Source organism: Paenibacillus sp. Y916 (genome assembly GCF_056786435.1).
The window spans coordinates 120,891-140,215 of record NZ_JBXCJA010000001.1 but is presented as its reverse complement, the minus strand read 5'-3'; the positions used below and the strand labels follow the sequence as shown (position 1 = coordinate 140,215).

The following is a 19,325-nucleotide window of genomic DNA, read 5'->3' as shown; positions in this document are numbered from 1 at the left end:
AACCTAAGGTTAAAACGTAGCTCTTCTAATAAGTTCATAAGGAATTTTCCTGATTTGTTGGATCGGAGGTATTCCTCCTCGCAATCTCTGCACAATGAGACGAGCTGCTTCTTCCCCATACTTAGAGAAATGCTGCTCAAACGTTGTTATACCACCTTTGAAATAATTCGTTACGAAATAGTTCCCGTAGCTAACGATCTTCAGTTGCTGAGGAATATGAATCCCAAGCTCCTCTGCTGCAACATAAAAGGCCATCACCACGGTATCGTTAAATACGACGACCGCATCGAGATCGGGATTTCGCTTCAAATAACTCTTCATATCACTGATCATATCCAGCTTCACAAAATCATCATACAATGCTTCGAAGCGGCCTTCTCTTTTAGATTCGATCCACCGCTCCTCGACATGCTTGCCTTCATCTTTTAATGCGTCAATAAGGCCTTCTGCTCTAGCTTTCACTGTCGTATAGTCAAAATGGACAGGCGCATAGTAGCCAATTTTATCGCAGCCCTTCTCAAGTAATAGCCGTCCAATTTTGTACGCGCTGTTGTAGTCATCACCGGTTACAGCGTCGAATAACAAGTTGTCTGGATAGCTATCCACAAATACGATCGGGATATTCAAGGGTACAAGCTCCGCCTGAATATCGGTTCCCCAATAAAAAGGATAAATCATCCCTGCTGGATCGAGTTCTTTCAGTTTCGTCAAAAATACTTCCAATCCATCGGCATCTCTCATACTTTGAATCATCACCATAGAAAACCCTTCTGCTCTCAACACCGACTCCACCCCGGAGATGATATCGGACAAAAGCTGAGAGTCAAAAAGCTCTATATAAAATGGCAATATAAACACGATGTTTTTACTTGGTTGTTCAACTGGATCGATCGGAACCGTTTTAACAAATGTTCCAATACCCTGCATTTTATAAAGCATTCCGATCGCAGTCAGTTCATCCAGTGCTTTTCTAACAGTAATTCTACTCGTATTGAACTCTCGACAATACTCACTTTCACTTGGAATTTTATCGTTCGGCTTATAGGTTCCTTGCTTAATATCTAATACAATTTTCGCTTTAATTTGTTCATACTTCGACATCGCTTTACTCACTATGTATACCTCCCCTACTGCTTACTTATCATTACATGTTATATGCCTACTAAGCACTTAGTCAAGCACCAATAATCGTAGGCCAAAAACCCCCTTACCAATAAATTATTAGTTAGGGGGATGCTATCTTCGTCATTGACGATGTCTTTCATAGCGAGTTGTCGGATTACCCCGCATAGACTCTTTCCTCTCCGCTCCGGATTCTACTCACAAATTACCCGCAATGTTAACTCTCTGACCTCTGCAAGCACATAGGTACCTTTTTCGATCGATGCTCTGGGAATACCGTCTGCATAGCCAATAAATAAATGTCTGAAAATCCAAACCGAAAAGTTCATTAACATAATTCTAATGACTCAACTTTCGCAGAACAAATATCAGCTTAACTATTTGATGTGGCTGGGTAATTTGTACGAATTTCCGTACAGAATCTAAACTTACGGCGCCAATTGGTAACATTTTGTACGATTTTACATACAAACACCACGTTGCAAACTCCACTTGATGATATATTGTACGGTTTTTCATACAAAACCCATGCTACTACCGCCACTTGACAGCTTTTTGTACGATTTCCCATACAAAATCTGCGCTGCGACCATCCAAAAAAAATTTCAGTAATAGATCACAGGTTTGTTCAAGTACATCAAGGTTTACCTCCCGAATTTATGCTGCGAAAATTAAGCTAATGAAATTAAAAATTTAATGTTGGTACCGGCAAGAGGACTCTAATCTCCACATTCTCCCATTCAATTTTGAGCGTGATATATCCGTCATGTTACGGTCATTTCAATCTACGCACTCCATACAGAGTGCGACTTTTTATATAAGAAATTGGGGTTTATCCGCAAGATTTCAATCCACGCACTCGTACAGAGTGCGACTGCGAAAAAGTAATATAAAAGCGGATTTTCAACGGTTATTTAGTGCAAACAAACAAAATCACACTTTTACACTCACTCAAAAATCTAATAATATCCAATTCATAGGTGGTTTTCTAAGTTTTTTGGTGCGAACCTCCCAGGGAATTCATGTGTGCTTGGGGTACGCACCAGTGATATCACACAATCTTCATACTATTATTGATGAATTTCTAAAATCGAATATCCGCTAAACACTTTGCTTATTTTCAGTAGAGCCATCCATTACCTTCATATAGAGTAGCTTGCCTTCTCCCGGATAGTAGTACTCCGGCAAATGACACATGAACACAAAGCCATTACGTTCGAACATTTTGCGTGCACTTGCGTATTCTGGCAAATCACAGGTGAATGTCTCAACATATCTGCCACTTCTCGATTCACAGAACTGGAACATTGCATTCATCAGCTTCCAACCTAACTTACGATGACGATACGAACGATGTACACCGAAGTACTCAAGCCGATAGCCGCCGCTCAGATGCTCATTCTCTACAAATATGATTGCCGATATAATCTGCCCCTCTTCTTCCTCATACCAACAAAACACATGCTGCTCTTGAATGCTCTTGATCGGCAACCATCTTAACTGCTCAGTCTCCCCTGGCGTAAAACGCTGATCGTCGAAACAATGTTCACCTAACAAGAAGTCTGATACTCTACCAGCCTCAGTTCCACTCGTTACGGGATGAATCTCAGTATAAGCATGTCCTATATGTTTTCTATCGATCTCTAACATAATTCCCCTCCTCTTTCATTAATAATTAGGAAATACGAAGTACATGATTCCATTCTGTCCCCACTCCTTTTTGGAAATAACGATCACATTCAAAGAAGTATAACTTAGCAGCAAGATCGTAACGATTCTTCTTCATCACAGCAACAAAACCTTCCCTAGCATCATGGAATCTTCCAAGCCGGAATGCTTCTACTGCCGACTCGAATTGCTCTCTTGTCTCATGTTTAAGCTTGCGGATGTGGACAGGGTCACCTTCGTACCAATCGTATAATTCAATCGGGGCATGCTCCTCGTCTATTTGTAACACTCCGAGACTACGATATTGTCCTGCCACGACTGAACCAAGTCCCTGCATTGTATCCACTGTTAAGAGGATCATCACACCTAGCTTAGCTGAAATTTTCTCCAAATCTAGCGTCAACTGTACGTGATTAGATACTACACTACCTTCCATCCGTTGTTCTTCACCGATAATCCCTAGCATAACATCACCAGAATGAATGGCTAGGCCAATATCTATCGGCTCTTCTTGTTCCTGCTCTCGTTCAGCATTATATGCTTCCAACGTTATCCGTAGTTTAATAGCAGCCTTTAGTGCAGCACCTGTCTCATTAGGGAACATCGTAAGCATCCCAGCACCGAGATAACGGCTAGTAAATCCTCCATATTCACGAATGATCGGTCCAAATTGCTTAAGGAATGAATTAATAAACAAGAAGTTTTCCTCTGTGCTTAATTTGGCAGAGAATTCATTGAACTGACGCATATCACATACTAAGATCGTCATTCTGCGATTCTGTTGTTCACCGAGCTTGATCTGCGTCATATTCGTTTTGCCTAGCACTTTAAGAAATTGTTGTGGTACAAAGCGGAAGTAAGAGTTACTAAGTTTCGTCATTTCATTAATATATTCCTTGATAGAACCCGCCATCATGTTGAAGCGTTCACCTAGCTCCTCAACCTCGTCTCGTGTTTGAATATCTACCTTAACATCCCATTCTCCGCTCGCAATCAGATTCACATTGCGACGAAGTTTCCGTATTGAGGACAATAAATATATCGTCATTATCGTTATCACTATAATTAATATAATACTAATCAATACAACGATTTTGAGAACATTAGATAGAATATCCATGGTGCTCTGATTGACACCAAGCATATCTTTACCTGTTTCGTAGATCCCGATAATGTCGCCATTCGAATTATAGAGTGGCCCTAGCGCGAACATCCACTCTCCACTAGAATCATTCCATTCTCCCACCATGATCTCACCTTGCTCAATCACTGGTCTATTGTCTTCACTGATTGGGAATGGATCGAACATGGTAGCACTGTCATCGTCATCCATCACAATAAAGAGTTGACCATCGATATAACGATAGATCGTATTATATAGACCATCGCGATCTTCCCCTGCACGTGAGAATACCTCATTCACTCGCTGCTTAATCGTAATGTAATTCTCACTCTTATAATCTAGAGGTGAATGTAGCTTCTCTAGATCATCGCCATCTACCAGATATTTACCATTGCCTGCAAGTAATCTCAATTGTTTATATGTATCATCTCTCATCTCTGCAGCGAATGAAGAATATACCGAATAGGATAGACCCACCATTGATATAAGAACAACAGGTAGAATGATCGCTAATTGCTTCATCAGCAAGAACACCCTACGTTTCATTACTTCAACATAGATATAGCGTATTGTATAAATAAGAAGCGCACAGAATAATAGCATGAGTACCCAATAGCCTATACGTTGTCCGATGGCAGAAACCGGATAATGATAGGAATCCTGCACATCAATAATCGCCCCTTTGTTATCCAATGAAACAAGTTGATTCTCAGTGGCAACGATTACATAGCCATTACTTATTGAAATATGGGTGAAATCAGACCATTCCACTGCAGGGTATTGGTTGACGAGTGTATCCATCGTCAGTAATACTTCCACTGAATTCCCGGCTGTAGTGGTATTTACTCGCTTAATAGCATTATCATGATAATCAATAAAATAAACATTAATATGATCCTTTGTAACAATGCCTACTGGGAAATTTAGCTGACCCTGTAACGCGAGGGGATAAAGCTCCTTTAGCTCACCATTCGTTACCGAGAACAGTAACCCTTTCTTTGAAGTGAAGAAGAATTGGGATACTTGATTTCCAACTAACTCATTCAAATACCGATCCTTCGGCAGTTCAAGCGTCGTTACCATCTCAGGTTTCGTCTCTGCGTCCGCATCAAGTGAAATCTTCAACAGACTAGCATGGACCTGCTCTTCACGAAAAAAGTACAGCTCATTATCTACAATAGATAGTGATTGAGTCCGCCCTACACGGAGTAAATTGTCACTATCACTGTACTCAACATTATAAAGAATGCGTGATTTTGAACCATCCGTAGATAGTTGTACAATTTGCTCTCCCGATACTTTTAAACCAAAGGAATCAAGTATTGTAATTAAAACATAAGCATTCCCTTTCGCATCTGCTACGACAGAATTAAACATTTGTACCGTATCTGATTTGGCATGCTTACTGCTAGAGTAGGAATAGATAAGCTTACCCTTGTCATTCACCTTATGGATCATCTTCTTGGAATCCGTAATGGTATATAATGAACCTTCAGTATCCGTCGTCATACGTGAAATATTTGAATAAGCAACTTCTCCTTTAAATGGCTGAAGAGACCACGATTCTCTCAGTGTAACCAGCAATATAACAGCAATCACGACCAAGCTAAACAACATGACAAGCTTCGTTCTCACAATAATCTCTCCATTCAAAGCGTGGAATCAACTTTTACAAAATAATACTTGTATCCGTTTTCTATTTCATCATCTAGTTTACTATAAAAATGTCGATTTGTATTTCAAAATTAATATATTTATTGCCGTAGATTAGCAAAACTAGTAGAATTAAATCAAATACTGTTTAAAGGGTGATTATAATAGGACAAGTTGTATGTGCAGGTGCTAATTTACAATGTAGCTTTGGTGTTGCACCGAGTACATTAATGGTATTACCTGTAAATCGAGTCATGACGACTACGCCAATTGCTAATATTATGGATAATAAGCCTCTTGTGAATGTCCTTCCATTTGGCATGTGTAGCTCATTAGCCAATCCAACGGTTGCAGCTGCGACAGCTGTTGCTTTGGGCGTGCTTACACCTATGCCTTGTGTGCCTTTAACGTCAGCTCCATGGGCGCCTGGCTCCCCCACCGTCATGGTTGCCAATATGCCAGCATTGAATAACACTTCCAAATGCTTATGTAATTGGGGCGGAATTATTCAAGTAGTTACTCCAGGTCAAATGACTATCCAGATTCCATAGGCAGCTATCTACAGGTTACACATGTTGATCCATAGCTCGAATCAATGATCTTACGAAGGAGTCGTGTTTTTTGATTGAGAAAATCGTTAAGCCTTTTATTAATCCCATACAACGCAAAATTATAAAACCTCTCAAAAAGGCAAAAAACTGGCCTAAATTACTCGCAAAATGGATTAGGAAAAAGTTCAAAGCTATTCTAGGGCAAAAAGAAATTACTAAAGCGAATTACATTCCATTCGGTAATTACTATGTTTCCAAAAAACTAATTGTAATCATTGTCTTAATCATACTAATCTGTTATTACTTCATCTTCATTCGCCCTCCCAAGTTTGTGAATAAGCTATTTAACCGTAAGCCTGCAATTTCAGTTAGTACGAACGGAAATGCTGCAAGCTATTCTGGAGCAGCCAAGTTACTTGATGAGAATAAAGTACTTCTCTATGATGGGAATTTAGTCAATGGTATATATGAAGGTAATGGGAAACTCTATCAATCGACAGGTTCTTTATTATATGAAGGCGATTTCACTAATGGTAAGTATGGAGGATACGGTAAGCTTTATTCTAAACCTGGCATTGTACAATATGAGGGTAACTTTGTTGATGGTCAGTACGAAGGTAGTGGCAAGCTCTATGCCGAAGATGGTACTATGCTTGAGCAAGGTACATTTGCACAGGGTGTACTTATTCAAGGGAGTCTATATCGAACGGATGGCATATTGACCTATACGGGCTCTTTTACAGGTAAATTATATGAAGGCGAAGGTATTCTTTATTATCCTAATGGCAATGTCCGTTATCAAGGAGGCTTCAAAACTGGCGTGCCACATGGTGAAGGACGTACTTTCACCGATAATGCGGTGCTCCTCTATGAAGGTGGATTCGCTAACGGAATCTATGCCGGAGAAGGTACCGAGTATGCCGAGGGGAATATCATTGTCTATCAAGGACAATTCCTTGCTGGCAACTACAATGGTGCGGGTAAGAAACTATACAAGAACGGCTTTATCGAATACGAAGGCGAATACAGTAATGGGAAGCGTTCCGGAACAGGTAGCGAATACTATGAATCTGGTAGTGTGAATTATAAGGGTGAACTCTTATCTGATCACTATTATGGAACTGGAACACTTTTTGACGAGAATGGCAACATCATCTACAACGGTAGCCTTCTCAACAGTCAGTATCATGGAGATGGTGAGCTTTACAATACAGATGGGCTACTCGAGTACAAAGGCTTTTTCGTATATGGTGTGCTCAATGGACTTGGTTCCTGGTATAAGGATGGAAATCAGCAAATATATAGTGGTTATTTCAACTCAGGCAAGCTTGATTTCTCCCCTTATATGGAGCTATCACCTTCAGAACGTGAGGATTTGCTCGGCAAACCATCCTCGACTGAGCTCATTTATGACAGTTTACCAGATGAGGTCATCTCAGAAATAGAAGTCGTAGATAACGAATCCGAATTATTAGAGAATACTACTGTAGAATCTATCCCACAAAGTGCTACATCAAAGCTTCGCTATCAACAATTAGGCCTTATGTTTGTTTCTACGCTGAATGACGCTAGTAACAGTGAGGATGCCGTACTACAAGAGATTCATATCAACAGTGGGCAAGTACTCGACACATTATACCAGCAGTTAGAAGATCAACTAGCTACTGATCCTGCAAACATAAAGAGGTCCAAGAGTGGACAAGATCGTATCTACACGTGGAATAATTACGTTTATACCATTACTGTAAACAAGAATACTCAAGCTGAATATGGGTACATAAAAAGGACGGGATAACTCCCGTCCTTTTTATATGTTTTTTTATGATTAAAGCCTGGTGGCTGCTGCGCTATCCATTCCCATTTCAATTTCATCTATTGCTCGCTGAGCAGCGCCACTGTCTTCTAGTGCCTTAACTGCCCACCAGCGTATACGAATACGCATACGTTCTGTCTTCTGATGAACACGAATACCAATACGGAAGGTACCCCGCTTCGAGTACTGAATAAATCCAATTGAAATATTAGGATAGCTCGAAGCAAACTCAGTACTAGAAAAAACCTCCTGAGCCCCAGAATAAATGGCATCACTACGTTTCCACATTTCTGGAACAGGAATATCTGAGGAATCCTGCTCATCCGATATACCAGCCGTCAGAAGCACCGCTACACCTTTACCTAAGCCATGTTCAATTTCTTCAGAGTAATAATTTTTCTGCCGACGTTGATACCACTTCTTCACTTCTTGTGGAACAATCGAAATCTCAGTAATTCCCGCTGCTACCTGCTGTTCCGGTTCAGATACCACTTCGTCATCAAGCAAAAAACTGAATTCTTGCTTAATATCCGGAAAAGAAGTTAATGGTAAGTGAATTGGTTCATTATATTCTACAGTAGGTGCCACCTTCTCGTTAACAAAGTCCTTCTTCGTCGCAGATAATAGCTTATGAAGCATCGTAGGATTTATAACATAATCGTTGAATGGTAGCGACTCTATATGGTCAATTACATAGCTTGCGCCCATTTGCAGAAGATTGATCTTCGCAAGATATAAACAAGGCTCAGCAGGTGATTCTATTGCACGATCCAGAGAGCGTGAGTAGAAAGCATCCAGAATACGTTCCTCAACAGACACCTCACTTACTTCCATCGTTTGTTGAGTATGCGATAGTTCATAGATCAGTTTATCTCCAATAACTAGTCTAGGCGTTCCAGACTTCGCTGAGATAGATGCAAATTGCTTACTTTCTCCTGCTTTGAGCGGAAGCGCACGCAATTGAAGACGTTTAGTATAGCTTGTTGCTCCACCATCTGTCGGCTCTGAGAAAAGAAGCTTTCCATCCATAAGCTCATCGATAGACTCTATATCTAACATTTCCGGCTCATATTCAAAAGAAATATGAGGTGTTTGCAACGTTTTCTCAATCGTAAGTTTTAGCTCGAAGCTTTGACCAGGCTCTACATAGCGTGGCAAGCTTTGTAGCACACGTACTTGACCATCATCGTACCATATCGACGTATCCTCGATTAGATAATCATATTCCTGCAATGCAGGTGCTGGTGGTTGCTCACGAACGAATAAGCGATAGCTTTCCAAAATACGATTATGCTCACTAACATCCTCACTGCCACCTAAAGTTCCCGCTACTGTGTGTACAGGCTCTTTACCTTTCTCGGCATACTCAATACATAAGTATACATTCTTGGCATAATCATTGTTCATGAAACCTTCTACATTCGATAGCTTAATGGTTAACGGAGACGGAACGATAATCTCGCGCCCCATCTGGTCAAGGGCTGCCCCCGTTTCGATCGAGATCGATTTATCATCTACAGCGACGACTTGTAAACCAGCAATAACTCCACTTCCAAACAATAACCGATTCGATAATCGACGCTTGTCAGAGAAGTAGGTCTGCTCTGACATGAAATCTCGAACGGTTAATAACTTCCCATAGAAGTAGCGATTACGTTCAAATGGGATATACCTTGATCTGTTCATCCTTATTTCCTCCCTTTGCTCATTATTCCAATCGAGAATTCAACCCAATTCTCGTATGTTGGTCCATTCGATTATCTTGTCCTACATCGATTGTAATGGTATGATGCGGCATCGATGATCTACCGTCCAAGGTTAGCAAGGTTGGCTCAGACAATACCGTATTCATGCCGAGATAGGAGTGCAGGTCCATATATACCCAGGGTTGTAATATAATCAACTTTCCTGTTGCAAACACAGGTTTATAGGATTCAATTAATTGCTGTAGCGTTACTCGTTTTATTTCTGTATCCGCATGCTCCGCCTTTACGAGCACATTGAACACGTGAGGATCGGCAGCATATAAGCGATCCGCAACCTCACCCAATTCAGGATTCTCCTTAAGCGGCTTCACTTGTTCATATTCCAATATAATAGGCTTCTCTCCTGTATAAATAGAGATCAAGGTCTCCATCGCATACTTCGTTCCTCGTAAGTTATATAAGGTTGGCGCTACCTTTAACAATTGTCTTAATTGCTCTTCAGACCAATAATCCTCTGCGTTAATACCTAGCCAGCCTAGCAACCAGCGTAACGATGGTCCTGATGCATGATTCGCTTCAAGTGTACGTGTCACCTGTTGAATCTTGTTATCGGTATCCTCAAGCATCGTCTGGAAGATACTCAAATAACGAGCTAAGAAATCCTTCGATTGTTCATCACGCTGATAAATGGCCGGAAGGTACTCTAGGTATGAGCTTCTTGGGAAATGGACATCCAAACTTTGAATGACTGGGGAATGCTGAACCGATCCAATCAATTCAATAAATAACCATAGATAACGCCCTTTTGCATGAAGTAGAAGCGCATCTTGCGGATCCTTGAGTGGCTTAGACCACAAATGAGATAATGATGCTAGCTTCGTTTCCGGAGGAATCTCAGTGTTCATTACATACTCATCGAGATCAACTCGTTCCTCATCAATGAACACCTCACGTTGATCAGCAGCATAATAACGTATATTGATCTGGGTATCATTCTGCTGCTTCGCCCCAAGTACCAACTTGTGCCATTCCGTCTCATATACGCTACTATCCAGACCATCACTAATCCACACACCCATTCGACTGCCGAATGATTTCCATATCGCTGTCTCAGATACTGGCTGGATCATAAATAGGCTACGCTGATCAGAGTTCCAAATATACAGACATTGCTTACCAGCAAACAGTTCATTACCACTTGCACTACCTGTAAAGCCACGCTTCACAATCTCACCATTTGGCAACACAGAAATAAGTGAATACGGTGAGTTTCCCTCACGAATACGGAGCAATCCCCAGAACGTACTCGATCCGCTATAGCATAAGGAGACCAACTCCTCCATCTCCGAATCAATCGGTAATGAGAATGGTGTTGCCGTATTCGTCAGTAGATTCAGGCGTGCTAATCGCTGTTTCTCCTTATCTAGTAGCCAACACTGTTGCTGTTCTCCAAGCGTCATTTCGTAGCGTTGATGCGTCTCTTCCGCTACCATTTCTTCCGCTTCTCCCCAGAATGGGAAAGGGATGCGCACCGTCGGATGTCCTGATGCGTCAAATCTTAGTAGCTGTAGCTCAGTCTCTTGTCCAATTCTACCTATAACAAGAAATCCATCACTATCATCTGCTATAACAGAGAATGCATGGAAGCTCTCTCCATACCAATCCTTGGTCGCCCACCTTATTTGCGCTCGATCTAACGATATTCCTTGAAGTGTACTACTGATCCCTTCATACAAGACAACTACTACATCACCAGTAATCGCTATTTGAGAAGGTTGACCATTCTCATTCTTCTCAAGCTGGATAATGGCTTCAAGATGCTGACTCGTTAAATCCGTTCGCCAGATCATCCCTTCGCTATCAAGCATAAACCATCTTCCATTAAGATCGACTACAATATCGTTTAGCTCATCAGTCATCTGCGGACTAGAGAGATTATAACGACTTAATTGTCGATATACCTTTTCTCTCACAATACTTAGTCCATCCTTTTCTCCTTCAACCTGATAGGTAGTACCACGTCTCCAGTCAGGAGGCTTATGAAATGAGAAGAACTTAGGATCACTCATATCTCTTCAACCTCCTATCCATTTGATATGATACATTCAATATCATGATCCCCAGAGATTACTAGACCATTTGGTGGAATACGAATATCCCCACCTTCCTCGTGGTACACATCCTTACCTTCTGCCATTAGCCATACATCTTGTATATATTGTACCCCCGGCACACGATGCACTATATCGTACACATCGCTTTTATAAATCGACTTACCAAAATCCCAGCCTGTGCTTGCATCATCCCCATATGGCTGCAACCACTTACTCAATATTTGCTTAACATCCTGTTCTCTTCCCTCGTATCGAGGATGGAAGACGATAATCGCCCTCACCGTTACCTTGATATATTCCGGTGGAATAACGTAAAGAGTCGTTGTGAGCAAGCGATATGGCTCAAGATGTGTCTGTACCGTTTGGATCATTCCTTGACTTGGACGAGGCAGTGGCTTTCGGCTAAAAGGTACAATAACTAATGAAATATGACCTAATGCTCGTTCCTCAGGATAATTTTTGGTCATCGTATGGTAACCAGGAATCGCTTTAACTCGGACAATTCGAAGGCCAGGAATCTCCATTACGCGCTTCTCCATATCTTCAGCGGTAATACCACACTTCGGCTCAATAACACTAAGTTTAGCCCGATGCATCGCTTCCCTCATCGTCTCGGCTTCTGCACCACCATAAGCGGGATATAAATTCGTCACATGAAGCGGATCTTTGAAGAAGTCTATTTCATGTATCGTATCCTCTTTGACATTGCCTGCAACTCCTGTTCCCGTACGATAACTAATAATTCTAATATTAGAAGAAGATGTAGCAGGCGGAGCCACGCCATGGATACCATCTGAGAATCGGATCACGCCTTCTTCCTCGTCAATGACATAATGATGACTATCTGAGGTAGATTCATCGAAATCCCATACTCGTTCCCAGTCATACCACACCATAGTGCGCTGATTTTCTCCCAACCAACCTACCTGTATACGTAACATATCTTGAAGAATTGGCTGAATAGGTATAGGAAACGCCTGTCCAGATATTCCGGTTCCTGTACCTAAATAGATATGATCCCTAAATGACTGTGACGTTGCGATAACACGTATACTTTGCTTATCGCTAGAGAGTTTCTTATGAGCTGGAATCGTTAAATGAATTCGATCAGTAGCACGCTGTATCGCATATTCTTCCTCCTCCAGATCTATCCATCCATCCGATTGCTTCAGTTGAACCGCTAGATCACCATGCTGATATAACGCATGGTGAAGCTCAATATGAGTATCTGCAGATCCAGCTTGAGATGTCATATCTGCCTCATCTAACCCATCGAAACATTCCGTAATACATAAGGTCTGACCCTGCTGCGCAAATACCTCATTCCATACTAATCGTCGAATTCGAGGTGGATCATTGTATTCTCCAGATACAAGAACTGCTCTTAACTGACGTACATGCTCTACACCTTGCGGAATTTCGAATAATATGGGCCCGCTTTGATGTAGACCATATGTCTCATCGCGTTCAAGCATAACAGGCTTCCAGCTTCCACCCGCCTCTTCTTCTCCATCCTGCTCATGCCAATAACTCCATTCCACCTTACCCAACGGAGTGAAATGCTTATATCTAGCAGGAATACGATACTCTGGATTCTGATCATCTAATTCAATCCATAATGACAGTGGCATCGAATTTGGTAAATCCTCCAGTAAAGTAATGATCATGCTAGCTCCCACTTGTGCATCATCACCAAATGGAAAGAACGTAACACGGCCAGATGTCGTATCATCAGCAATAACATTGATCCCCTCAAAGGTATGAACTGACACCTGTTGCTCTGAATCAGGGAGCACGGTTACAGCACGAACCGTCTCAAACGGAAGATCACCAACCCTAAGTAATGTACCAAAAGGTATAACTATAGGATGAGATGCTTTAGAGAAACTTATTGAGGTAGTGGAAGGTACACGATCTCTCGTTGTTTCCCCTAATAGCTTAAGAAATTTACGCTCATGATTAAGCGTTAGACGATCCAATTGGAACTGTTGCATTTCAATATGCCACGCCAGCATCTCAAGTAAAGTAATTCCTGGATCATGCGCATTCTCATCGGTCCATTCAGGAAATATTCTGGGAATAAGATCACGTGCTTCACGAACAAGCTGCTCGAAGTTACGGTCGTCTAGGTTCGGTAAAGGTAACATGGCTCTTCAACTCCCTTCTATTTGTGTAACTCAACTAACAATCGATGCTTTCCAGGCACAACTACACCATGTGGCAGATCCATAATTTTATCTGGATTCCACTCCATTCGTTCCCCATTCTCAACCTTAACCACATCTAATGACAATTGTGGAATATGCACAACTGGACCAATCGATTTCATGAGCGCGTAGAACATGGAATGATGCACATTCTGTCCAATATCCCAGCCCCTACCATCCGTGTTCCCTGTCAATGTATCTAAGAATTGATTCAACTTACGAGTAAGCTCCCGTTCCACAGGCACAACATCGTCCATATTTCTGACCCATACGGTTGCTTGTACACCAATTTCAAGTAATGCAGGCTCCATCACCTGTAAATTACCTGTAAAGGAAATGTTTGAAGCTGTTTTCTCTAACAAGCTTGCCTCGACCTTTCGCTTAAACTCTTGAAAATGAGCGCCATTGCCTACACCCGATTTCGGCAACACGACAATAGACAGTGCACCTAATTCTTTCTCAAGCTTCACATTCAGATTAGGCAAACATTTAACCTTGGCTACATTCGGATGCGCTTCACGTGTAAGCCATTCGAAGTCATCCGCAACTACTGCACGATTACGATGAGTGAAACGCTTCGGCCCACGAACAATCGCCTCTTCAATAGTTCCCGCATCACAACCCCCTGCTGCAGGATATAGATTCGTAACACCTTCGATAAAAGCGATCGAGCTTTGCAACGTGTTGATTGTACCAGCAAGCACATTCCCTCGCTTGCCGCCACCACTTGTATAGGTCACACGTACAAGATCCACTCCTGAGCTTGGCAATTGTTTGCCTACCTTACCATTGCCGAAAGTTAACCTACCTGTAGCACGATCAATCATATAATGACGATCTAACGGCCCAGACCGTAAGAATTGCTCTACAGACTCATAACAAACCCACACACGAAGAACTTCTTGCTCTGAATCATGAATAATATCAAGCTTAGTATCTGTCTCTTGCAATTGCTCAATCTCACTTTGCGATAAATGTCCTGTCTCATCTACCCATACTTCTTCCGTCAACACTGGAGTGGAAGCAAGCACATAATATTCCGTAGTTTGTTCCAGTTCTGTATCGTACGCCTCAATTCTTCTTGGAAGCTCATGGGCAATTGTATATTGTTGAGCGGCTAATGTCGTATTCAATGCGAGATGAAGCGCCCTTGGCATATTCATAGATTCTGTCTCACGATTATAGCGACCATCACGATTAACCGCACGAATCCAGTATCTCTTCTTACCAAAATATGTATCATAGGCAAAGTCCTGCGGACCAACAAACTGAATATCGCCGCTTCGAGTAAAGCCATTCGTATCATCTGCTAATGCAAGTGAAGCCCATACTGCTGAGCCGCCCACAGCTTTGAGATACTCCCATTCTATAAAAGGAATATCGTAGCTTGTCACTTGACGTTGCTTCAATAAAACGTACAAATTAATCGGTCCACGCTCAGGCGGGGTATCGAAACCTAGCCATACCGCTGGTGCGCTACCTTCAAGTGAGAGGAACGGCCGAAAAGGCATGCCTCCTGTACAAATTTCGATTGTACGATCTTTCAAATCCAAGTTATTCTTCGTTAATAGCCTCTGAGGTGAAAAAAGTGGCTTCTCATAGCCATAACGGATACGCATTCGATGAATCACTGGTGCATAGTAGATGGCATCAGGAGAATAAGCATTATTAATTTGTACAATACGTCCACGAATCCAGTAACTTTCCTCTGCATTTACGACAATTTCCTCTATATTGTCAGGGCAGATAAACGTGATCTCACACTTAGCTACGCCATCCCATGGTGTACTGAATATTGTTCTTGCATTCGGATCAACCAGTAACATCTCCCATGAACGCCCATTCCAATATTCCCACTGAATGCTGGAAATGGTCACCACATCAGGTATTTCTGTCCGATCAACCGTCTCACGCTTCATAATCGGCTTCCAATTAATCAACTTTGGCTTGTCAGGGAACAAGCGATGCTGTAGAAACTCTGCATCAAAGCTTAGCTTCAGCTGCGCGCCCCGTTTAGAGAAGGCTTCTTTATTAGATATATAGAACAAACCATACTGGGCAAAAAAATCACCGAAAGGCTCGCATCTATCCTTCGCATCCAGCTGAATATCGTTGAAATATATACGTTCAGGTACAATACCATCATCATCCGAAGATGCTGCAAATTCGCTTTTGATTAGCATTCGTTCGAATTGAACCTTATTAAGCATCGATGCACCCACCTGCTCAGCTAGCGTAAGTGCTCGACAACGTATCCAATAGCCCTCTGTATCCTGATATTCATAAAGATCAACACTAAGATGGTTAAGCTTAATGAGTCGAATAACAGTACCATGACCATACACACGATCGAAAGCATGCCATGACCCATCACTATAATACTCCCATTGCACCTTCTCTGTGTCGGACAACAATTTAGCTGTCTCTATTGCAGCACCTACATGCTGTGCATGGAAGAATGTAAATTCAATAAACGCAGGATGCTGAAGTAAAAATAGGAAATCATGCTGCAAATAAAAAGTATGTTCCTGCAAGTTTTCTCCTTCACCACCAAACAACGATGAACCCCGTCCATCACCCGCAAGGGAAGAACCATCTTCGCTAAGTATGACAATTTGATCTCGCTTCGGACTAATAGCCAATACATCTACTAAATTGGAGGTTGTTAGCAATATAGGGCGAACTGTCTCGAATCGTATAGGCTCATCCTCACCTGGTACATCTGCTGCCAGTTGAATTCCTTTATCAATGAGTACAGACTCAGGTGTACCTTCAGCTAACCTAAAAGTAATCTGTGCGAGTGCAGGTTTTGCAGGCGCAAGCTCGACATTGAAATGGTTCAAAAAAGCCAAAAAGCTTTTGTATGGCACTTGATTCAGTCGTTTTATATTCCCCTCAAGCAAATGAGTAAACATCAAAGAAAGAGCTGTACCCGGATCTGGATCCTCGGGTCGAAATCTCCATTCCGAGGTATAGTAGGGAGCCATTTTCTTAATCTGTTCAATTAATTGCAGTTGGGTTCTATCATCAATTATTGGGAAATGGTGCTTTGATTCCTTCTCAGAGCTATAGTTGGTCATTCATCTCTCTCCGATGGTTTAATTTGATCCCTCATATAAATAGAAAGGATAAACCTGATTAAATAGGTTATTCGTTGTTCTAACCTCATATTGTAAATGAATGAGCAGCTTCTGTTCATTCGTCTGATCGCGTTCAACCGTAACCTCTAGCTCATGCACACGAGGTTCCCACATCCGAATGGATTCTTCAATTTCTGATTCTATCAATCGTAATGTCGTATCATCATTACCCTCGAATAAATAACGATCAATTCCGCAACCATACTCCGGACGCATAATACGTTCGCCCTTAGGTGTCCAAATAATAATTTTGATCGCTTCTGCAATATCATCCTCATACTGCGTATGCTTGATACGACCCGTGACTTCATCCACCTCAATTGGAAATTTCCAGCCTCGGCCCAAAAACTCTTTAGACATAATATGCCCTCCAAACATACTCCATTAATTGATTTTTACGATGGAGCCCTTGATCACAACGATACCATCCGATTTAAGAGTGATTCCCCCTGATGCCTTAAAATCAAGTGTTGCACTTGCTTCTACTGATATTTGAGTAGATTTCAGCTTAATTCCTTTGTTGCTTTCTATCGTGGCATCGCCCTTATTATTGATTACAATTTTGGTCGTACCACTTTTTAATTCTATCTCATTGTTGGAACCGCCTTTAATTGTGATCATATTCTGACCACTTTGCTCCTGAAGTTTTATCGTATCGTTCTTTTCTGAAATTTCTAACTGATGGCCCTTATTAGACTTAATAATAATTTTACCGTTCTCATCTGTATCATCAAACGTAATTTCATGCCCAGCTTTTGAAATGATTTTACGTATATTATTCTTGTCATCCTTACCAGGAGGAGGCGGACCTTGTTTATTCCACAGACTCCCAATGACAATCGGTTCACGAATATCCCCCATTTGAAAAGCAACCAGCACTTCATCGCCTACCTCAGGCAAGAATAAAGTACCACGTTTACTACCAGCCATCAAAGTCGTTATTCGTGCCCAATCCATTGCATTCTTATCATCAAGAATTGGGATTTTCACCTTAATACGTCCCAAATTTTCCGGGTCCTTATTATCCGTAACAATTCCAACATATACTCCGTGAACCAATCCTAGCAATCGATCATTCATCGAATTAAGGGATTCGAACATTTCGTTCATCTCTACACCGCATTTCCCTGCACCCTGAATCGAGTTGTATAGCCTGATTCACCGATCGTATGGGTGGCGCTTTTTATATAATAAGGCTGGTTCAAACGCTTACCTAGTCCATCTAGCTTAATATATCTTCCCGCGCGGATTTCAGGAAGTCCAATACATTCGGCTTCACCAGAAATTAGTCTCATTGCTCGCTCGTTCATTCCAGCTTCAGCCTTTTCTTTTGCACCTTGTAAGTCTTCTCCATTCAAATAGAGATACTCCTCAAATTCACCCATCGTTTTCAGTAAATCAGGGCCTGTCTTTGAGTTCGTACCAATCTTGCTTACAGAGGAAGATGAAGCTTCGATAACCTTTTGGTTTGATGCATCCCAACTTCTAACGGTGACCTTCGTCACCTGATCTGCGATATTCTGCTCTATACTACAATGCATCAAATGCTTGCCCCATGACAGCGTCATAAGCGGGGTCTTGTTCATGTTCTTCTTACGGAAGTATAACGTTTTGCCTACAATATAGAACTCATAGTTTAGGCTCTCTGCTAGGTTCTGCAGAAATTGATAGTCATTATCCGGTTTCTTCGGAAAGCTAGGAATACCCTTTGTCGTTGCATCTATCACGAAGCTATTAGCACCATACTTTTGTCCAAGTTCTTTTACAACATCAGTTGTTTTTTTATTAGACCAAATTTCAGAATAACGCCCACGCATCATTTTGAAAGATAGATCCATACCCTTTACTGTTAATCTAGGCGCTTCACCTTGAAGAAATTCCACATCCACAGCTGTGATATATCCGAAGAACATTGGAACCATGCGATCAGTATAGCCCAAATGGACTTCTATCGTTGTGCCAAGCACCAATAATTGATCCATCCACTCAAATTCTCTACTAATCAAGTTATACGCATTAGCAATCGTAAAAGTGATCGTATCTGATTCCTGCGTCGTTGTTGTTTCTAGGACTAAAGAAGTAATAGCCATACCTTCACGTACTGCATCTTCATCCTTAATGAGTAGTTTAAATCCTGGTGCAATAAATTTTCTATATTTCGTCTCTAACTCATCAAATGTATATTTTTCAGTTCCTAATTTTAAATTGCTCATAATCGATATCACTCA

Annotated in this window: 12 protein-coding genes; 2 read left to right on the top strand and 10 right to left on the bottom strand. The window is 41.5% G+C overall.

The window, feature by feature from the left end:
• Positions 1-9: 9 nt before the first annotated feature.
• The 3 genes from AC1TO9_RS00645 to AC1TO9_RS00635 form a co-directional block, all read right to left on the bottom strand.
• Positions 10-1,113 (bottom strand): GntR family transcriptional regulator, encoded by a 1,104-nt coding sequence (locus AC1TO9_RS00645; protein WP_482054593.1) that lies wholly within the window; start codon positions 1,111-1,113, stop codon positions 10-12.
• 1,110 nt (positions 1,114-2,223) lie between these two features.
• Positions 2,224-2,772 carry a GNAT family N-acetyltransferase gene (locus AC1TO9_RS00640; RefSeq protein ID WP_482058136.1) on the bottom strand — a complete coding sequence of 183 codons (549 nt, stop codon included), beginning with the start codon at positions 2,770-2,772 and terminating at the stop codon, positions 2,224-2,226.
• Between the two features lie 25 nt (positions 2,773-2,797).
• Positions 2,798-5,548, bottom strand: coding sequence for a HAMP domain-containing protein (locus tag AC1TO9_RS00635; protein ID WP_482058135.1), 2,751 nt, complete (start codon positions 5,546-5,548; stop codon positions 2,798-2,800).
• 173 nt (positions 5,549-5,721) lie between these two features.
• Here AC1TO9_RS00635 and AC1TO9_RS00630 point away from each other — a divergent pair, with 173 nt between their 5' ends.
• Positions 5,722-6,117: a DUF4280 domain-containing protein gene (locus tag AC1TO9_RS00630; protein WP_482058134.1), complete on the top strand. Its 396-nt coding sequence runs from the start codon at positions 5,722-5,724 to the stop codon at positions 6,115-6,117.
• Between the two features lie 70 nt (positions 6,118-6,187).
• A complete protein-coding gene (locus AC1TO9_RS00625; RefSeq protein WP_482058133.1) occupies positions 6,188-7,912 on the top strand; it encodes a hypothetical protein in 1,725 nt (574 codons plus the stop codon).
• 30 nt (positions 7,913-7,942) lie between these two features.
• Here the strand turns inward: AC1TO9_RS00625 and AC1TO9_RS00620 are convergent, their stop codons facing one another.
• Genes AC1TO9_RS00620 through AC1TO9_RS00590 form a run of 7 tightly spaced genes read right to left on the bottom strand, consistent with a single transcriptional unit; the run spans position 7,943 to position 19,310 of the window.
• Positions 7,943-9,616 carry a hypothetical protein gene (locus AC1TO9_RS00620; protein ID WP_482058132.1) on the bottom strand — a complete coding sequence of 558 codons (1,674 nt, stop codon included), beginning with the start codon at positions 9,614-9,616 and terminating at the stop codon, positions 7,943-7,945.
• A gap of 22 nt (positions 9,617-9,638) precedes the next feature.
• Positions 9,639-11,705 (bottom strand): phage tail protein, encoded by a 2,067-nt coding sequence (locus tag AC1TO9_RS00615; protein ID WP_482058131.1) that lies wholly within the window; start codon positions 11,703-11,705, stop codon positions 9,639-9,641.
• 14 nt (positions 11,706-11,719) lie between these two features.
• Positions 11,720-13,897 carry a putative baseplate assembly protein gene (locus AC1TO9_RS00610; protein ID WP_482058130.1) on the bottom strand — a complete coding sequence of 726 codons (2,178 nt, stop codon included), beginning with the start codon at positions 13,895-13,897 and terminating at the stop codon, positions 11,720-11,722.
• A gap of 17 nt (positions 13,898-13,914) precedes the next feature.
• Complete coding sequence (locus tag AC1TO9_RS00605; RefSeq protein WP_482058129.1) at positions 13,915-17,037, bottom strand: baseplate J/gp47 family protein; 3,123 nt, start codon at positions 17,035-17,037, stop codon at positions 13,915-13,917.
• Positions 17,038-17,055: 18 nt separating this feature from the next.
• Positions 17,056-17,457, bottom strand: coding sequence for a GPW/gp25 family protein (locus AC1TO9_RS00600; RefSeq protein ID WP_482058128.1), 402 nt, complete (start codon positions 17,455-17,457; stop codon positions 17,056-17,058).
• A 24-nt stretch (positions 17,458-17,481) separates the two neighbouring features.
• Positions 17,482-18,177: a phage baseplate assembly protein V gene (locus AC1TO9_RS00595; protein ID WP_482058127.1), complete on the bottom strand. Its 696-nt coding sequence runs from the start codon at positions 18,175-18,177 to the stop codon at positions 17,482-17,484.
• Positions 18,178-18,209: 32 nt separating this feature from the next.
• Positions 18,210-19,310, bottom strand: coding sequence for a phage late control D family protein (locus AC1TO9_RS00590; RefSeq protein ID WP_482058126.1), 1,101 nt, complete (start codon positions 19,308-19,310; stop codon positions 18,210-18,212).
• Positions 19,311-19,325 lie beyond the last annotated feature (15 nt).

Coding starts and splice junctions, on each gene's coding strand:
- AC1TO9_RS00595 (WP_482058127.1), bottom strand. CDS start 18,177: ATGAATGATCGATTGCTAGGATTGGTTCACGGAGTATATGTTGGAATT.
- AC1TO9_RS00600 (WP_482058128.1), bottom strand. CDS start 17,457: ATGTCTAAAGAGTTTTTGGGCCGAGGCTGGAAATTTCCAATTGAGGTG.
- AC1TO9_RS00620 (WP_482058132.1), bottom strand. CDS start 9,616: ATGAACAGATCAAGGTATATCCCATTTGAACGTAATCGCTACTTCTAT.
- AC1TO9_RS00590 (WP_482058126.1), bottom strand. CDS start 19,310: ATGAGCAATTTAAAATTAGGAACTGAAAAATATACATTTGATGAGTTA.
- AC1TO9_RS00605 (WP_482058129.1), bottom strand. CDS start 17,037: ATGACCAACTATAGCTCTGAGAAGGAATCAAAGCACCATTTCCCAATA.
- AC1TO9_RS00610 (WP_482058130.1), bottom strand. CDS start 13,897: ATGTTACCTTTACCGAACCTAGACGACCGTAACTTCGAGCAGCTTGTT.
- AC1TO9_RS00640 (WP_482058136.1), bottom strand. CDS start 2,772: ATGTTAGAGATCGATAGAAAACATATAGGACATGCTTATACTGAGATT.
- AC1TO9_RS00615 (WP_482058131.1), bottom strand. CDS start 11,705: ATGAGTGATCCTAAGTTCTTCTCATTTCATAAGCCTCCTGACTGGAGA.